The organism is Mycobacterium sp. B14F4 (assembly GCF_039871645.1).
GTDB lineage: Bacteria > Actinomycetota > Actinomycetes > Mycobacteriales > Mycobacteriaceae > Mycobacterium.
Map to the genome: position 1 here is coordinate 32,013 of NZ_JBDPMF010000002.1, position 14,167 is coordinate 46,179.

A 14,167-nucleotide genomic window follows, 5' to 3' on the forward strand; every position below is an offset into this window, starting at 1 on the left:
GCGATGGGGGCCCGACACGCCCTACAGGCTAGCGGCCGCCGGAGCCGCCCCGGCGGTGACATTGGGCCTACGCATTCTGGGCTTTGGCGCGAGCCTTGGCGCGGGCCCGCAGGCTTGCCGTCAGTTCGACCTTGCGCACCCGCACCACCTGCGGGGTGACCTCCACGCACTCGTCGGCCGCGCAGAACTCCATCGCCTGCTCGAGGTCGAGCTGGATCGGCTTGGCCAGCGTCTCGATCACATCGGCGGTGGACGACCGCATGTTGGTCAGCTTCTTCTCGCGGGTGACGTTGATGTCGAGGTCCTCGGCGCGGGGGTTGATGCCGACGACCTGGCCCTCGTAGGTGTCGTCGCCCGGTTCGACGAAAAACTGCCCGCGGTCGGAGAGCTGGATCAACGCGAACGGCGTGATGGTGCCTGCGCGGTCGGACACCAGCGAGCCGGTGTGCCGGGCCCGGATCTCGCCGGCCCACGGCCGGTAGCCGTCGAACACCGCATTGGCGATACCGGTGCCTCGCGTCAGGGTGAGGAAGTCGGTGCGAAAGCCGATCAGCCCGCGGCTGGGAACGACGAAGTCCATCCGGACCCAGCCGGCGGCATGGTTGGCCATCTCCTCCATCCGGCCCTTGCGCGCGGCCATCAACTGGGTGATCGCGCCGACGAACTCCTCGGGGCAGTCGATGGTGAGCGCCTCGAACGGCTCGTGCAGCTTGCCGTCGACGGTCTTGGTGACCACCTGCGGCTTGCCGACCGTCAGCTCGAAACCCTCCCGGCGCATCGTCTCGACGAGGATGGCCAGCGCCAGCTCGCCGCGGCCCTGCACCTCCCAGGCGTCGGGCCTGCCGATGTCGACGACACGGATCGAGACGTTGCCGACCAGCTCCTGGTCGAGCCGGTTGCGCACCATCCGCGCGGTGAGCTTGTGGCCCGACACCTTGCCCGCCAGCGGCGAGGTGTTGGTGCCGATGGTCACCGAGATCGCCGGCTCGTCGACGGTGATCCGCGGCAGCGCGTGCGCGTGTTCGGGGTCGGCGAGCGTATCGCCGATCATGATCTCGGGCAGTCCGGCCACAGCGACGATGTCGCCCGCGACGGCCTCGTCGGTCGGGCTGCGCTCGACGCCGACGGTGGCCAGCAGTTCGGTGATCTTGGCGTTCGTGATCACCGGCGATCCGTCGACCTGACGCATCCACGCCACCTGCTGACCCTTGCGCAGCCGGCCGTTGTAGATGCGGATCAGCGCCAGGCGGCCGAGGAACGCCGAGGCGTCGAGGTTGGTGACCAGGGCCTGCAGCGGAGCCTCGGGATCGCCACTCGGCGCGGGGATGTGTTCGAGCAGCACGTCGAACAGCGGGTCGAGGTTGTCGCCGTCGGGGACGTCGCCGTCGGCGGGTTGGGTGGTGCTCGCGACGCCGGCGCGGCCGGACGCGAACAGCGTCGGCAGGCCCAGCGCGTGCTCGGCGGCCTTCTGCGCCTCGTCGTCGAGGTCGGACGCGACGTCGAGCAGCAGATCGTGGCTGGCGTCGACGACCTCGCCGATGCGGGCGTCGGGCCGGTCGGTCTTGTTCACCACCAGGATGACCGGCAGGTGCGCCGCGAGCGCCTTGCGCAGCACGAAGCGAGTCTGGGGCAGCGGCCCCTCCGAGGCGTCCACCAGCAGCAGGACGCCGTCGACCATGGACAGCCCGCGCTCGACCTCGCCGCCGAAGTCTGCGTGGCCGGGCGTGTCGATGACGTTGATGACCGTGACGGTTCCGTCAGCGTGGTGGCGGTGCACCGCGGTGTTCTTCGCGAGGATCGTGATGCCCTTCTCGCGCTCGAGGTCACCGGAGTCCATGATGCGCTCTGTGGTGTCGTCACCGCGGTGCGTGAGGGCGCCTGACTGGCGCAGCATCGCGTCGACCAGGGTCGTCTTCCCATGGTCGACGTGTGCCACGATGGCGACATTCCGAAATTCCACGCCCGTGATTGTCGCAGTGCGATCGGCGGATCACGAAAACGAGAGACGCCCGTCACGTGAAGCCCAGCAAGCTGGCCGAGCTGAAGGCGAAGAAGAAGTGCTGCCGCAGCAAGCCCCGGTGCAAGCGTTGCCCCGTCGTGCTGCATCAGGTGCGCAAGGCCGAGCGCAACGGGATCCGCGGCAAGGAGCTGGCCAAGGTGTTCAAGCGGGCGCGGCGGGTCCAGCGGTGACGACGGCGGCTGAGCCACGGCGTGTCTCGGTGATCGGCGCAGGCAGCGTGGGTGTCGCGATCGCATACGCGTGCCTGATCCGCGGATCGGCCAGTGCGCTGGCGCTCTACGACGTCAACGCCGACAAGGTCCGCTCGGAGGTGCTCGACCTCAACCACGGTCGCCAGTTCGTTCCGCACTGCACCGTGGAGGGGTCCGACGACATCGCGGTCATCGCCGGTTCGCGGATCGTCGTCGTCACCGCCGGGGCCAAACAGCACCCCGGCCAGAGCCGGCTGGACCTGGCAGGCAACAACGTCGCGATGGCCCGGGCGTTGACACCTCAGATTCTCGAGCACGCGCCCGACGCCGTCGTCCTGGTGGTGACCAACCCGGTCGACATCGTCACCCATGCGGTCGCGCAAGTCGCCGGCGGCGCACCGCATCGGGTGTTCGGGTCCGGAACGGTGCTGGATTCGGGCCGTTTCCGCTTCCTGATCGCCGAGTTCGCGAACGTCAACGTGGGCAACGTGCACGCCCTGATCGTCGGCGAGCACGGCGACTCGGAGATCCCGCTGTGGTCCAGCGTGTCGATCGGTGGGGTTCCGGCCGAGCAGTTCCGCTCGGCCGAGGGCACCGTGGTGTTCGACGCGACGACGCGCCGGGACATCTCGTCCGGCGTCATCAATGCCGCATACGAGATCATCGCGGGCAAGGGCGCCACCAACCTCGCGATCGGACTGTCCGCGGCGCGCATCGTCGAGGCCGTCCTCGGCGATCAACGCCGGATCATGCCGGTGTCGACGGTGCAGCGAGGCGCATACGGAATCAGCGGAGTGGCGCTTTCTCTGCCGACGATCGTCGCCGCCGAGGGCGCAGCCACTGTCCTCGAAGTGCCGTTGGCCGCGGCTGAACTCGACGGCCTGCGGGCGTCGGCCACCGCGCTGCACGCCGTCCAACGCTCGCTGGGCTTGTCCTGACTCCGGTCAGGCGCGCGCGGACGGCTTGACGGTGGTCAGCAGAACGACCGCATCCTCGATCGCGGTCAACGCGTGCCGTTCGGGCGGGATCACCACGAAGTCGCCGGTTCTGCCTTCCCAGGAATCGGCTTTCGTGCTGAGTCGGACATGACCGTGCAGAACCTGCAGGGTGGCCTCGCCGGGGCTCTCGTGTTCGGCCAACTCACGACCGGCGGCCAACGCCAGCACCGTATGCCGCAGTTCGTGGCCGTGACCGCCGTGGATGGCGTGCGCGGCCCGACCACTGTGCGCCTCACGGGCCTGCACCAGCGTCTCCTCGACGAACCCCGTCAACGAAATGCATTCCACGCGTCGCCCCTTTCGTGTTCAGTTGGCCAGCAACAGGATTCCGAGCGCCGCCAGCGCGATCACCTTGACGATCTCGAACCCGACGTAAACGTAGTGCGCGCGCGAGCGCGGCCCCTGCTGACCGGCGAGCACCGCATCGGAGCGCCGCGTCAGTCGTGGCCGCACGCCCACCAATTGGGCGATCAGCGCGACGGCGACGACGGCGAACGCCACGACCGCACCGACGGGAGGGCCACTGAGCACCACCGCGACCAGGACGACGGCCGCGAGGGCGACTTCGGCGCCGTTCAAGGCGCGAAACACCAGCCGGCCGATCCCGAGCCCGATCGGCAGCGTCACGCCGGGCGCCCGGAACTTCAGCGGGGCCTCGAGGAACGAGATCGCCAACACCATGCCGAGCCAGACGAATGTCGCCGCGACGGCGACCGCAGGACCGAGGCTCATGAGACCTCCTTCGGTGGTGTCAGGTGGGCCAGGCACAGGTCCGGCTCGACGAACGGCTCGAGCCGGTCGACCGTCACCGGCGCGTCCCACGCCTCCAGTGCGCCCTGCATGAGCCCGAGGTGGATCGGGCACACGACCGACGATCGTCCTTCGGCGAGTTCGAGGAAGGGGCAATGCCGCAGCGCCACCTGCACTTCACCCTCGTGCATGCGGCGGTCCGGCGCGAAGCCCAGCTCGGCGAGTAGGTCGACCAGTTGATCGACGGACTCCCGTTCCCCAGGCGGCTCGGGCGTGGCAGGCATGACCCGTCTCGCCCATGCACGACCGGCGTTGAGCGCCCTGGTGCCCGCCCCGCTCTCACCGGCGAGACCGAGGGTCAGAATCTCGGCGAGCAACCGGTACTGCCGTTGTCCGCCGGGGTCCATTCGCCGTGCGGCGCGGAACAACTGCGGCGGACGACCGGCACGGCGGTGCGTCGCCTCGGCCCGTTCCACCCGCCCGTCGGCGATCAGGGTGTCCAGGTGGAAGCGGACGGTGTTGGGATGCACTCCGAGTCGGTCGGCGACCGCCGCGATGGTGAGCGCGCTCGTCGAACCCCTCAACACGGCGAGCACGTCCTCGCGACGACCGCCGGCCTCATCGGACTTCCCGGCCATGGGCTAGAGTTTATACAAGTTGCTTTGTGAAAACTAGGGAAGGTGTTTCCCATGCCGGTCGCCACCATGACGGACCTGGCCGACCGCGCCGATGTGGAGGCGCTGTTGCGCCGCTTCTACGGCCGGGCGTTCGCCGACGCCATCCTCGCCGAACCCTTCAGCGAGTTACGGGACGCCGGCCTGGCGTCGCACCTGCCGGTGATGTGCGACTTCTGGGAGACCGTGCTGTTCCGCGCCGGGCTGTACCGCCGCAACGCGTTTCACGTCCACCGGCAGCTGAACGAACGACATCCCCTGTCGGCCAGGCATTTCGCCCGCTGGCTGACCGTGTGGATCGACACCGTCGACGAGATGTACCGCGGCCCGGTCGCCGAGCGCGCCAAGCTCCAGGCTGAGCGGATCGCCGGATCGATGAGCCGGCGGCTGACGCCCCGCGACGCAGACGCGTCATCTCACCAGCCCGGGCGGTGCGGACGTGATCCGACCAGTTCCCTGGAATCCTCGCGGCTGCGGTAGACGATGTACGGCCGGAACAGGTACCCGATCGGCGCACTGAAGACGTGCACCAACCGGGTGAACGGCCACAGACACAACAACACCAGCGCGATCATCACGTGGATCTGAAACCACAACGGCGCCTGAACCATCAGGTCACCGCGGGGCCGCAGTATCCAGATGGACCGGAACCACGGCGACACGGTTTCGCGATAGTCGTGCTCCTCGCCGACCGGCGTGGCGCTGGCCAGCGTGCAGGCCAGCCCGGCCAGGATGGCCAGCACCAGCACCAGGTACATCAACTTGTCGTTGGCGGTGGTGGCCAGGAACACCGGACCCGTTGTGCGACGGCGGTATATGAGCAGGGCGACACCGCCCAGCGTGGTGATGCCCGCGATCGCGCCCAGGATCAGCGCCTGCAGGTGGTAGACGTCGCTGCTCATCACGGCTTCGCTCCCTTCCGTGGCGCCGCTTTCGGGGAACGTGTTGCGACACAGCGGGAGAACGGTGGCGGGCCCGGGGAGGGCGCCCCGTCGGCGTGATGTGCCGTCCCGCGGTAGTCAATGGACTTTCGGCCCTACTGACGGATCCGTACCCGGCCGGATAGTGGTACTGACAGTTGCACTTATCTTCCGGAGGTTGCAATGGAGCGCTTAACGACTCTGGATGCCGGCTTCTTGCACGCCGAAGATGCCGACCGTCATGTCAGCCTGGCCATCGGCGGGCTGGCCGTCCTGGCGGGTCCGGCGCCCGATCACGAATCGCTGATGTCGACGTTCGCGGTGCGGGTGAACCGTTGCCCCCGACTGGGGCAGCGGCTGCGGATACACCCGTTCGACCTGAGCGCCCCGCAGTGGATCCCCCATGGCGACTTCGATCTCGCCCATCATGTCCGCCGCATCGCGCTACCGCAGCCCGGCGACGACGGCGCGCTGCACCGGACGGTCGCCGACCTGATGGCCATGCGGCTGGATCGGGACCGTCCGCTGTGGGAGGTCTGGGTCATCGAGGGACTCACCGACGACCGGTGGGCGATGCTGACGAAGGTCCACCACTGCATGGCCGACGGCATCGCGGCGACGCACATGCTCACGGGTCTGTGCGACGACGCCGCAGACGACAGTTCCGCCGACCGGGTCCGCGCAGCGAACCCGACGGATCCGCCCAAGCCCGAAGGCCCCGACTGGACGCTGAATCCCCTGAAATTGGCAAATGCGTTGTGGCACACGTCGACCTCCGTCGCGACGGCCGCTGTCCGCGTCGCGCAGGGCGCAGCGGAGATCGCCGTCGACCTGGCCCGCCCTGCGGCGGCGTCGACCCTCAACGGGCCGGTGAGCAACCTGCGCCGGTACAGCGCGGCACGCGTGCCGATGCGGGATGTCGTTTCGGTATGCGAACGGTTCGACGTCACCGTCAACGACGTCGCGCTGGCCGCCATCACCGAGGGCTACCGCGCCATGCTGATTCGCCGCGGCGAACAACCGCTGCCGGACTCGCTGCGCACGCTGGTCCCCGTCTCGATGCGGTCCGCCGATGCGGTCCACGCGACGGACAACCGGGTGTCGATGCTGCTGCCGCAGTTGCCGGTCGGCGAGGAGCACCCGCTTCGCCGCCTGGAAGCCGTCCACTCCCGCGTGGGCCGAACGAGATCCCACGGCCAACATCGGGCCGGCAACGCATTCGTGACGGCCGCCAACCGCATCCCGTTCCCGGTGACGGCGTGGGCGGTGCGGTTGCTCGCGCGGGTGCCGCAGCGCGGCGTGATGACCCTTGCGACGAACGTTCCCGGCCCGCGCCGGCGGCTGACCGTCATGGGCCGCGAGATGCTGAGCCTGTTCCCGATTCCGCCGATTGCGATGAACATGCGCACCGGCGTGGCGATGCTCAGCTATGCCGATGGCCTCTTCTTCGGCATTCTCGCCGACTACGACACGGTGCCCGACGTCGACGCCCTGGCGCGCGGCATCGAGCTAGCCGTCGCGCGCCTGGCGGCCTGCAGTAGACATCGTCGCGGCTGCGCTCACCGCGGGCTGATCCTGGTGGAAACCGCCTAGACCGCGAGATCCGCTACGGATACGACAACAGCACCATCACCCGGCCGGCGGCTGGGCGACCCGGGAAGTCGGCTTCGTCGAAGCCGTAATACTCCCACTGGGTGTCGGTGATGTGGTCGATCACCTTTCCGTGCGTATGGATTTCACCGTTGCGCACGTCCTTCATCACGCCGACGAAGTCCGGCACCGACAGCGACTCCGCCAGCAGCAGCGCTTCCCCGCCGGACGAAAGGTCGACCAGCACACCGGCTCCCGAGAAATTGTTGCCACCGCGACCGGTTCCGTCCGCGACGGTCACCGCGGGCAGGTTGTCGATGGTGCGCAACTCGTCCCACCACATGTAGGTCAGCGGGATCGCGACGATGGCATAGACCATCACCATCAGCATCAGCAGCGGCTTCCACGCCATCTCCCAGCCGAGCTTGCGGGTCGAGAGGCCGGTCGCGGCGGCGTGCGCGTCGATCTCACGACGACCGGAACGGAAGACGTACCAACTCAACAGGCGCGCGACGGCCATCAACGCCAGGACGATCAACCCGACGGTGCCGGCGACGCGCCAGTAGAAGGTGCTGTCACCGTGATTGACCGTCATCAGGACCATGACAGCCGGCGCCGCGGATGTCGGTGATCTTGGCGATGAAGAACGTCAGCGGCAGCGCGAAGAACAGCCCGACGAGCCACATCTGCACCAGTTGCGGGATTCGGCTCCCGATCCGGTCGAACGCGAGCACACCTTGCCAGAGGAACCGCAGCACACGCATGTCGGAACATTAATGTCCGCTTGACCCGCTCGCGGGAACATCAAGATCAGCGATTCAGGCCCCGAGCGCTTGGCGCAAGGCGCCGAGCCAGGTGCGATCGGCCGGCACCCAGGGCAGGTCGTCGAGTTCGTCGACGGTGACCCACCGCAGCGCGCGGTGGTCGTTCGGATGCAGCGTGCCGCCGGTCTGCGTGACGAGGTAGGCGCGCAACGACGTCGTGGGGTTCAGCCCGACGTCGGCACCGAGACGATCACCGACCTCCACCCGCACACCGAGTTCCTCGTGCAGTTCACGCGCCAACGCCGACGCGTCGCTCTCCCCCGCAGCGACCTTGCCGCCCGGCAACTCCCACAGTCCGGCCAACTCCGGTGGCCGGTCGCGTTGGGCCACCAACAGGGCACCACGAAAGATCAGCGCTCCGGCGACGACGATCTGATTCGGCATCGCGGCTGACGGTATACCTCCGCCGATGAGCGTGTGTCGTCATCGCTTGCGCCGACGCAAGTCGAGCCAGCCGATGGCGGCGGTGCGCGACATCGGCCGCACTCGACCGGAAGGGCGGGCGGTACGGGTACCGTCGGGCCATGGCTGTGTTAACGGACGAACAGGTGGACGCCGCACTGCCCGACCTACCCGGCTGGGAGCGCGCCGCCGGGGCGCTGCGGCGCTCCGTCAAGTTTGGGGCCTTCCTCGACGGCATCGAAGCGGTGCGCCGCGTCGGCGAGCACGCGGAGGCCAAGGATCATCATCCCGACATCGATATCCGCTGGCGGACAGTTACTTTCGCATTGGTTACACATTCCGAAGGCGGCATCACCGACAAGGACGTCGAGATGGCCCGCGACATCAACGCGATCGTCGGGCAGTAAGGCCCGTCGCCGCGATCCACGCCAGGGTGGCCAGTGTCGCGACGATGTAGATAAGCCCCGCCCAGGCCAGGTACCACGGCCGTGAGATCGTCCAGATCGTCGGCTGCGCGAAACTCAGCAGCCACGGCACGCCCACTGCGGTCAGCGCAAGCCATCCCCAGCCGAGAATCCTGGCACCGAGCCGGTCGCGAAGCGGGCCGTGCAGCAGCCAGATCATCAACGGGATCAACCAGACCCAGTGATGGGTCCACGAGATCGGCGACAACAGCAGTCCGAACAACTGCACCACCACGATGGCGCCGAGCCGGTCCGACGCGCCGCCGATCGCGCGCCACGCCAGCAGCGCCAGCACCGCCGTCACCACGATTCCGGCGACCACGGCCGGACCGTAGCCCGCGTCGTGCCCCACGATGCGCGAGATCCCGCCGCGCCAGGACTGGTTGAACGACGTGCCGATCGGCCCCACGCGGGAGGCGTCGCCGAGCAGTTCGAAGAAATAGCGGCGGGTCTGGTCGCCCACCACCAGCGCCGAAACACCAACCGTGGCAAGGAAGACGACCGCCGAGAACGCCACGGCCACCCAGCGCCGCGCGCCGACGAAGTACAGCCCGGATACCGCGGGCGTCAGCTTCACCCCGGCCGCGAGGCCGACCAGCAGTCCCGACACCCACCACCGGGTGCTGTGCACCGCGCACAGCACGGCGAGCACCAGCAGGACGTTGATCTGGCCGTAGTCGAACGTGCTGCGCAGCGGCTCGATCCAGATGCCCACCGCCGTCCACAGCATGGCGGTCCGTCGATCGCCGCCCCCGAGGAGCCGCTGACTGACCCGCACCACGCCGTAGAGCGCGGCGATGATGCCGAGTTGCCACAGCAGCGCGACCAATGCGAACGGCAGCAGGGTCAGCGGGTAGAACACCACCGCCGCGAACGGCGGGTAGGTGAACGGCAGCGGGAAGTCCGGCGTCTGGTCGGCGTAGACGTAGTCGTAGAGCGCGCCCGGCTGAGTCAACGCGTCCGCGCCGCCGACGTAGACGTGCAGGTCGACGAAGTTCGCGCCGGTCGGCAGCAGATACGTCCATGCCAGCCGCGCGGCGATGCTCACCGCCAGCAGCACCGGCGCCGCGGCGGCCAGTCGAGACGGCGTGCGCGGGGCGGTCGAGCCGGCGGCGATCGAGGTGTCTATCCGACCGACTCTATCCATCGGACACGGAAACCCTTCGCTCCCGTAACGGTTGAATAACCGCCACACGTGTCCCTTGAGTAACACCAGTAACTCCGTAGCTTCGCGTGAAGGCGTGCCTACACAACCGATCGGAGAATCATGCTTCGCACCAGAAAACTGTTCGCGACCACAATCTTTGCCGTCGCTGGAGGGGCCTCGGCCGCGCTGGCCCTCAGCGCGACCGCCTCGGCCCAGCCGGCCGCGCCTGCGCCCGCTCCGAGCGTGCCGGGACTGCCGTTCATCCAGCAACTCGCGGCCAATCCGGCCGCCGCGTCGCAGCTGATGCAGGGCTTCACCTCGCTGCTGGGCAGTGCTCAGGCACCGGCCGCGCCCGCCGCGACACCGCCGGCGGCGACCGCGACGGTCACCCTCCCGCAGCCGTCCGCGCTGCCCGGCATGCCCGGCGCCCCCGCGCCGCTGAACACGCCGTCCACCCTGCCCGGCATGCCCGGCGCCGCCGCACCGGCATCGGCTCCGGCGAACCCGCTGTCGTCGATCACGTCGCTGATCCCCGCCGGAATGCCGTTGGCGGGTCTCCTGCCTTCGGGGACCAGTGCTGCGGCACCCGCCGCACCCGCACCGGCCGCGCCGGCGGCACCCGCGCCCGGCATGGCACCGCTGCTGATGCCGCTCTCGGCACTGCCCTGACAACCGCGGCGACGGCAGAACAACCAACCACGACGACACCCACGGGGAGCCATGTCAGCTCGAAGAATGTTCACCACCGTCGCCACTGCGATCGGCACATCGGCCACGCTGCTGTTCGGCGTGGCCGGTGTCGCCACCGCCGAGCCGGCCGTCCCACCCGTTCCGCCACTGCCGATCAACGGGCTGCAGGCACCAGGGTTGTCGGCGGTGCAGGGCATCAGCCCGGCCATCCAGCAGGCCGCCGCCGATCCGACGAACGCTGCGTCCACGTTGATGGCCGCCGCCGCCGTGTTCGCCGGTGATGCGGTGGCACCGGCCGATTCGCGCAATGTCGCATCGGCGGTCAACCAGTTCGTCGCCGAACCCGCCGCCGCGCACGTGCCGGCGCCGGGCGCCGTACCCGGCACCCAGGCGCACCTGCCCGCGGGCGTCAACCCCGCGCACGCCGTAGGCCCGGTTCCCGAAACACTGCCGGGTCCCGCACCCGAGGTGGCCGTCACACCCGCGCCGGCTCCCGCCCCCGCGGCTGTTCCGGCACCGCCTGCCGCTCCCGCGGCGGCACCGGCGCCTGCTCCGGCTGCCGCGCCGGGTGCGGAGTTCGGCCCCGACGCCCCGCCGACGCAGGACTTCATGTATCCGTCGATCAGCAACGGTTGTCTGACGGACGGCGGCAACGTGCTCGCCACGGCGATCTCGGTGGCCGGCCCCGCGAAGATCCCGACGCCGGGACCCGGTCCCGGGCAGACCGCCTATGTGTTCACCGCGGTCGGCACGCCCGGACCGGCGGCCGAGCAGAAGCTGCCGCTCAACGTCACCTGGGTGAACCTGACCACGGGCAAGTCGGGCAGCGCCACGCTCACGCCCCGATCGGACATCAACCCGGAGGGCCCGACGACGCTCACCGCGATCGTCGACACCGGCTCGGGCAGCATCATCTCGACGATCTTCGGTCAGGTCACCACCACCGAGAAGCAGTGTCAGTTCATGCCGACGATCGGCTCGACGGTGGTGCCGTAGTTCTTCATCCCGCCAGCTGCCGCAGGATCGTCCACCGGGCGACGAAAAACGCCAGCACACCGGCGAACGCCGCCTTGACCGCCAGCAGCCAGGCCAGCGACAGCGTCGACACGCCGACGGTGTGAAACGCGAATGCGGCGGCGACGGCAAGCAGCGCCGCCGCCGCGCCGAGTGCCAACCCGAGCAGCCATCCGCGTCCGGGCAGTCGGATCAGCCACCGGGGCACCGACACGCTGCGGTCGGGCACGGCGATACGTCGGGGGCGGTGCCGGTGACGAATGCCGAGGGTGGCGAACACGGCGACGAGTACCGATAGGATCAGCGAGGTGGCGGCGAAGTTGACCACGAGGCCGTCGGCTGCCCAGAGCGGGAGGGCGCCCTTGTCCCGGTTACTCAGCCAATCGATGGCGGGGTTGACCAGAACATTGACCACCGCGGCCACCGTCGCCTGGCCGCGCACATAGGTTGCAGTTGAAACGGCGGCCACGGTCAGTCATGCCGGGTAGTAGACACGCAACGGACGAGCGCCCCGGCGTCACCCGAGGCGTCAGTACGCCATGAACAGGATGGCGTCGCGGTCGTAGTCGCGGCCCGGGTGCTGCTCCGAGAGGTGCTTCTGCGCCTTCTCGACCAGTTCGTCCTCGTCCTTGGCGGTGATCGCCTCGCCGCAGGGGCAGTTCAGGTGCGTCTTCATATCATCACCATTGCATAGGTCGCGTCGATCGTCGCAAAGATATGGCCATGGATCTCTACGACGTCATGCGTACGACGGCCGCTGTTCGCGACTACACGGGCGAGGCGTTGCCCGACGATGTCCTCGAGCGCATCCTCGACAACGCCCGCTTCGCGCCCAGCGGCGGCAACCGCCAGGGCAACCGCGTCATCGCCGTGCGCGATCCGCAGACCCGCGAGGCGCTCATCGCCTGCACCATCCCCGGCGTGAAGCGCTACATCGCGCAACTGCGCAACGGCGAGAGCCCGTGGAACCCGTTGCATCCGTGCGGCGTTGACGCGCAGACCATCGACGCCGTCGACGTCCCGTCGGGGTCGCCGCTGCGGACCGCGGAGGTGGTGCTGGTGGTCTGCGTCGACCTCGGCGTGGTGGCGGCGTTCGATCAGCACCTCGACCGGATCGGTCTGATCTCGGGCGCCTCGGTGTACCCGTTCGTGTGGAACATCCTGCTGGCCGCCCGCAACGAGGGGTACGGCGGCGTGCTGACCACCGCCGCGATCGCCGAGGAACCGCGTGTGCGCGAACTGCTCGGCATCCCCGACGACTACGCGGTCGCCGCGCTGCTGCCGCTCGGCAAACCGAAGCGCCAGCTGACCAGGCTCACCCGCCGACCCGTCGCCGAGCTCGCGACGAGGGAGCGCTTCGACGGCGAACCGCTCGGCGGGCATGTTGAAGTCGGATAACGGTTGGGCGGTAAACCGAAATCGATGAGCCGAGTTTCTGTTCTCAACCGTTCACACCGTGAGACCGTGAATGCGTGACCTGCACGCTGGGCTACGCCACAGCAAGTGCCGTCGAGCACAACCTCGAGGGTCAGCTCGCGGCGCTCAACGCGGCGGGAGTCGATCCTCGGCGGGTGTTCACCGACCGGCTCACCGAATCCGCCGACCGCTTGCGCGCCGGCCTGCACGCGATGTTGAGCTACGCCCGCTCGGGCGACACCATCGTCGTCGTCGCACTCGACCGGCTCGGTCGCACCGGCGCGGAGGTGACCCGCACGATCGCCGAACTCTCCGACCGCGGCCTGCGGCTGCGCACGTTGCGCGAAGGATTGGACACCGGCACCTCGACGGGCCGCGTGGTCGCCAGCGTCATCTCGACGCTGGCCCACCTCGACGGCGAGACTGCGCAGCAGTGCTAACCCTTGGCGGCCTTCGCTCCGGCTGAATTCGCTCAGGCCTTGGCGGCGGCCTTGGCCTGCTTCTTGTATGACCGGACCTTCTCCAACGAGCCCGCGTCGACGACGTCGGCCACCGACAGGAACGAGCCGGCCTTGCCGTAGTCGCCCGCGGCCCGGCGCCAGCCCTGCGGCGTGACCCCGTACTGCTTGCCGAGCAGCGCCAGGAAGATCTTGGCCTTCTGCTCGCCGAACCCCGGCAGGCCCTTGAGCCGACGCAGCACCTCCGCGCCGTCCGGGTCGTCCTGGGTCCACAACGCGGCCGCGTCACCGTCGTAGCGGTCGACGATCAGCTGCGCCAGCGCCTGGATCCGCTTGGCCATCGAGCCCGGAAAGCGGTGGACGGCAGGCGTTTTCGAACAGAGCGCCGCGAACTCGTCGGGGTCGTACTCGGCGATCTCGCGAGCGTCGACGCCGCCGATGCGGTCGGCGATCTTCTTCGGCCCGGCGAACGCCGCCTCCATCGGGTACTGCTGGTCCAGCAGCATCCCGACCAACAACGCGAACGGGTTGGACTCCAGCAGCGCGTCCGCCGCGGGATCCTGAACAAGCTGCAGTTTCGCCACGCCGCCAGTCTAAATTGGCGTCAAC

General features: G+C 69.0%; 20 protein-coding genes and 1 pseudogene. 9 read left to right on the plus strand and 12 right to left on the minus strand.

Annotation, left to right across the window (positions count from 1 at the left end; translation table 11 throughout):
* Positions 1-67 precede the first annotated feature (67 nt).
* On the minus strand, positions 68-1,960 hold the full coding sequence (gene typA, locus ABGB19_RS05200) for a translational GTPase TypA (protein WP_347684815.1): 1,893 nt from the start codon (positions 1,958-1,960) through the stop codon (positions 68-70).
* Positions 1,961-2,016: 56 nt separating this feature from the next.
* Between typA and ABGB19_RS05205 the strand changes: the two genes are divergently transcribed.
* Positions 2,017-2,190: a hypothetical protein gene (locus ABGB19_RS05205; protein WP_347684817.1), complete on the plus strand. Its 174-nt coding sequence runs from the start codon at positions 2,017-2,019 to the stop codon at positions 2,188-2,190.
* Positions 2,187-3,149 carry an L-lactate dehydrogenase gene (locus ABGB19_RS05210; protein WP_347684819.1) on the plus strand — a complete coding sequence of 321 codons (963 nt, stop codon included), beginning with the start codon at positions 2,187-2,189 and terminating at the stop codon, positions 3,147-3,149. Before ABGB19_RS05205 ends, ABGB19_RS05210 begins: the two co-directional genes overlap by 4 nt.
* Before the next feature lie 6 nt (positions 3,150-3,155).
* Here ABGB19_RS05210 and ABGB19_RS05215 read toward each other — a convergent pair whose 3' ends face one another.
* Genes ABGB19_RS05215 through ABGB19_RS05225 form a run of 3 tightly spaced genes read right to left on the minus strand, consistent with a single transcriptional unit; the run spans position 3,156 to position 4,597 of the window.
* Entirely contained in the window at positions 3,156-3,497 is a 342-nt protein-coding gene (locus ABGB19_RS05215) for a cupin domain-containing protein (RefSeq protein ID WP_347684821.1), read from the minus strand.
* A gap of 18 nt (positions 3,498-3,515) precedes the next feature.
* Positions 3,516-3,941 (minus strand): hypothetical protein, encoded by a 426-nt coding sequence (locus ABGB19_RS05220; RefSeq protein ID WP_347684823.1) that lies wholly within the window; start codon positions 3,939-3,941, stop codon positions 3,516-3,518.
* Positions 3,938-4,597, minus strand: coding sequence for a helix-turn-helix domain-containing protein (locus ABGB19_RS05225; RefSeq protein WP_347684825.1), 660 nt, complete (start codon positions 4,595-4,597; stop codon positions 3,938-3,940). Before ABGB19_RS05225 ends, ABGB19_RS05220 begins: the two co-directional genes overlap by 4 nt.
* A gap of 51 nt (positions 4,598-4,648) precedes the next feature.
* On the opposite strand from ABGB19_RS05225, the gene ABGB19_RS05230 reads away from it, so the two are divergent.
* Positions 4,649-5,113: a group III truncated hemoglobin gene (locus ABGB19_RS05230; protein ID WP_347684827.1), complete on the plus strand. Its 465-nt coding sequence runs from the start codon at positions 4,649-4,651 to the stop codon at positions 5,111-5,113.
* On the opposite strand, the pseudogene narI reads toward ABGB19_RS05230, so the two are convergent.
* Positions 5,050-5,547 (minus strand): annotated as a pseudogene (gene narI / locus ABGB19_RS05235) (respiratory nitrate reductase subunit gamma); the annotation flags it as partial. The gene ABGB19_RS05230 and the pseudogene narI overlap by 64 nt on opposite strands.
* Positions 5,548-5,736: 189 nt before the next feature.
* Here narI and ABGB19_RS05240 point away from each other — a divergent pair.
* Positions 5,737-7,146, plus strand: coding sequence for a wax ester/triacylglycerol synthase family O-acyltransferase (locus ABGB19_RS05240; RefSeq protein ID WP_347684829.1), 1,410 nt, complete (start codon positions 5,737-5,739; stop codon positions 7,144-7,146).
* A gap of 13 nt (positions 7,147-7,159) precedes the next feature.
* Here ABGB19_RS05240 and ABGB19_RS05245 read toward each other — a convergent pair whose 3' ends face one another.
* From ABGB19_RS05245 to ABGB19_RS05255, 3 genes are read right to left on the minus strand one after another with little or no spacing between them, the layout of a single operon-like run.
* Positions 7,160-7,738 (minus strand): hypothetical protein, encoded by a 579-nt coding sequence (locus ABGB19_RS05245; RefSeq protein ID WP_347684831.1) that lies wholly within the window; start codon positions 7,736-7,738, stop codon positions 7,160-7,162.
* Positions 7,719-7,907 carry a hypothetical protein gene (locus ABGB19_RS05250; protein ID WP_347684834.1) on the minus strand — a complete coding sequence of 63 codons (189 nt, stop codon included), beginning with the start codon at positions 7,905-7,907 and terminating at the stop codon, positions 7,719-7,721. Before ABGB19_RS05250 ends, ABGB19_RS05245 begins: the two co-directional genes overlap by 20 nt.
* A gap of 54 nt (positions 7,908-7,961) precedes the next feature.
* On the minus strand, positions 7,962-8,351 hold the full coding sequence (locus tag ABGB19_RS05255; RefSeq protein ID WP_347684840.1) for a (deoxy)nucleoside triphosphate pyrophosphohydrolase: 390 nt from the start codon (positions 8,349-8,351) through the stop codon (positions 7,962-7,964).
* Positions 8,352-8,491: 140 nt separating this feature from the next.
* On the opposite strand from ABGB19_RS05255, the gene ABGB19_RS05260 reads away from it, so the two are divergent.
* On the plus strand, positions 8,492-8,776 hold the full coding sequence (locus ABGB19_RS05260; RefSeq protein WP_347684842.1) for a 4a-hydroxytetrahydrobiopterin dehydratase: 285 nt from the start codon (positions 8,492-8,494) through the stop codon (positions 8,774-8,776).
* Here ABGB19_RS05260 and ABGB19_RS05265 read toward each other — a convergent pair.
* Entirely contained in the window at positions 8,754-9,980 is a 1,227-nt protein-coding gene (locus tag ABGB19_RS05265) for a mannosyltransferase (protein ID WP_347684843.1), read from the minus strand. The genes ABGB19_RS05260 and ABGB19_RS05265 overlap by 23 nt on opposite strands.
* Before the next feature lie 120 nt (positions 9,981-10,100).
* Here ABGB19_RS05265 and ABGB19_RS05270 point away from each other — a divergent pair, with 120 nt between their 5' ends.
* Together ABGB19_RS05270 and ABGB19_RS05275 are read left to right on the plus strand one after the other, a co-directional pair.
* Positions 10,101-10,649 carry a hypothetical protein gene (locus ABGB19_RS05270; protein WP_347684844.1) on the plus strand — a complete coding sequence of 183 codons (549 nt, stop codon included), beginning with the start codon at positions 10,101-10,103 and terminating at the stop codon, positions 10,647-10,649.
* A 51-nt stretch (positions 10,650-10,700) separates the two neighbouring features.
* Positions 10,701-11,666, plus strand: a complete 966-nt coding sequence (locus ABGB19_RS05275; protein ID WP_347684845.1) for a hypothetical protein — start codon at positions 10,701-10,703, stop codon at positions 11,664-11,666.
* A gap of 4 nt (positions 11,667-11,670) precedes the next feature.
* Here ABGB19_RS05275 and ABGB19_RS05280 read toward each other — a convergent pair whose 3' ends face one another.
* Together ABGB19_RS05280 and ABGB19_RS05285 are read right to left on the minus strand one after the other, a co-directional pair.
* Positions 11,671-12,153 (minus strand): hypothetical protein, encoded by a 483-nt coding sequence (locus tag ABGB19_RS05280; protein WP_347684846.1) that lies wholly within the window; start codon positions 12,151-12,153, stop codon positions 11,671-11,673.
* A gap of 60 nt (positions 12,154-12,213) precedes the next feature.
* The gene (locus ABGB19_RS05285; RefSeq protein ID WP_347684847.1) at positions 12,214-12,360 is read right to left on the minus strand and encodes a DUF1059 domain-containing protein; all 147 of its coding nucleotides are present in this window, start codon (positions 12,358-12,360) and stop codon (positions 12,214-12,216) included.
* Positions 12,361-12,407: 47 nt separating this feature from the next.
* Here ABGB19_RS05285 and ABGB19_RS05290 point away from each other — a divergent pair, with 47 nt between their 5' ends.
* Positions 12,408-13,082, plus strand: a complete 675-nt coding sequence (locus ABGB19_RS05290) for a nitroreductase family protein (protein ID WP_347684848.1) — start codon at positions 12,408-12,410, stop codon at positions 13,080-13,082.
* 74 nt (positions 13,083-13,156) lie between these two features.
* Positions 13,157-13,540, plus strand: a complete 384-nt coding sequence (locus ABGB19_RS05295) for a recombinase family protein (RefSeq protein WP_347684849.1) — start codon at positions 13,157-13,159, stop codon at positions 13,538-13,540.
* 32 nt (positions 13,541-13,572) lie between these two features.
* Here ABGB19_RS05295 and ABGB19_RS05300 read toward each other — a convergent pair whose 3' ends face one another.
* Positions 13,573-14,142, minus strand: a complete 570-nt coding sequence (locus tag ABGB19_RS05300; protein WP_347684850.1) for an HhH-GPD-type base excision DNA repair protein — start codon at positions 14,140-14,142, stop codon at positions 13,573-13,575.
* Positions 14,143-14,167: the final 25 nt, after the last annotated feature.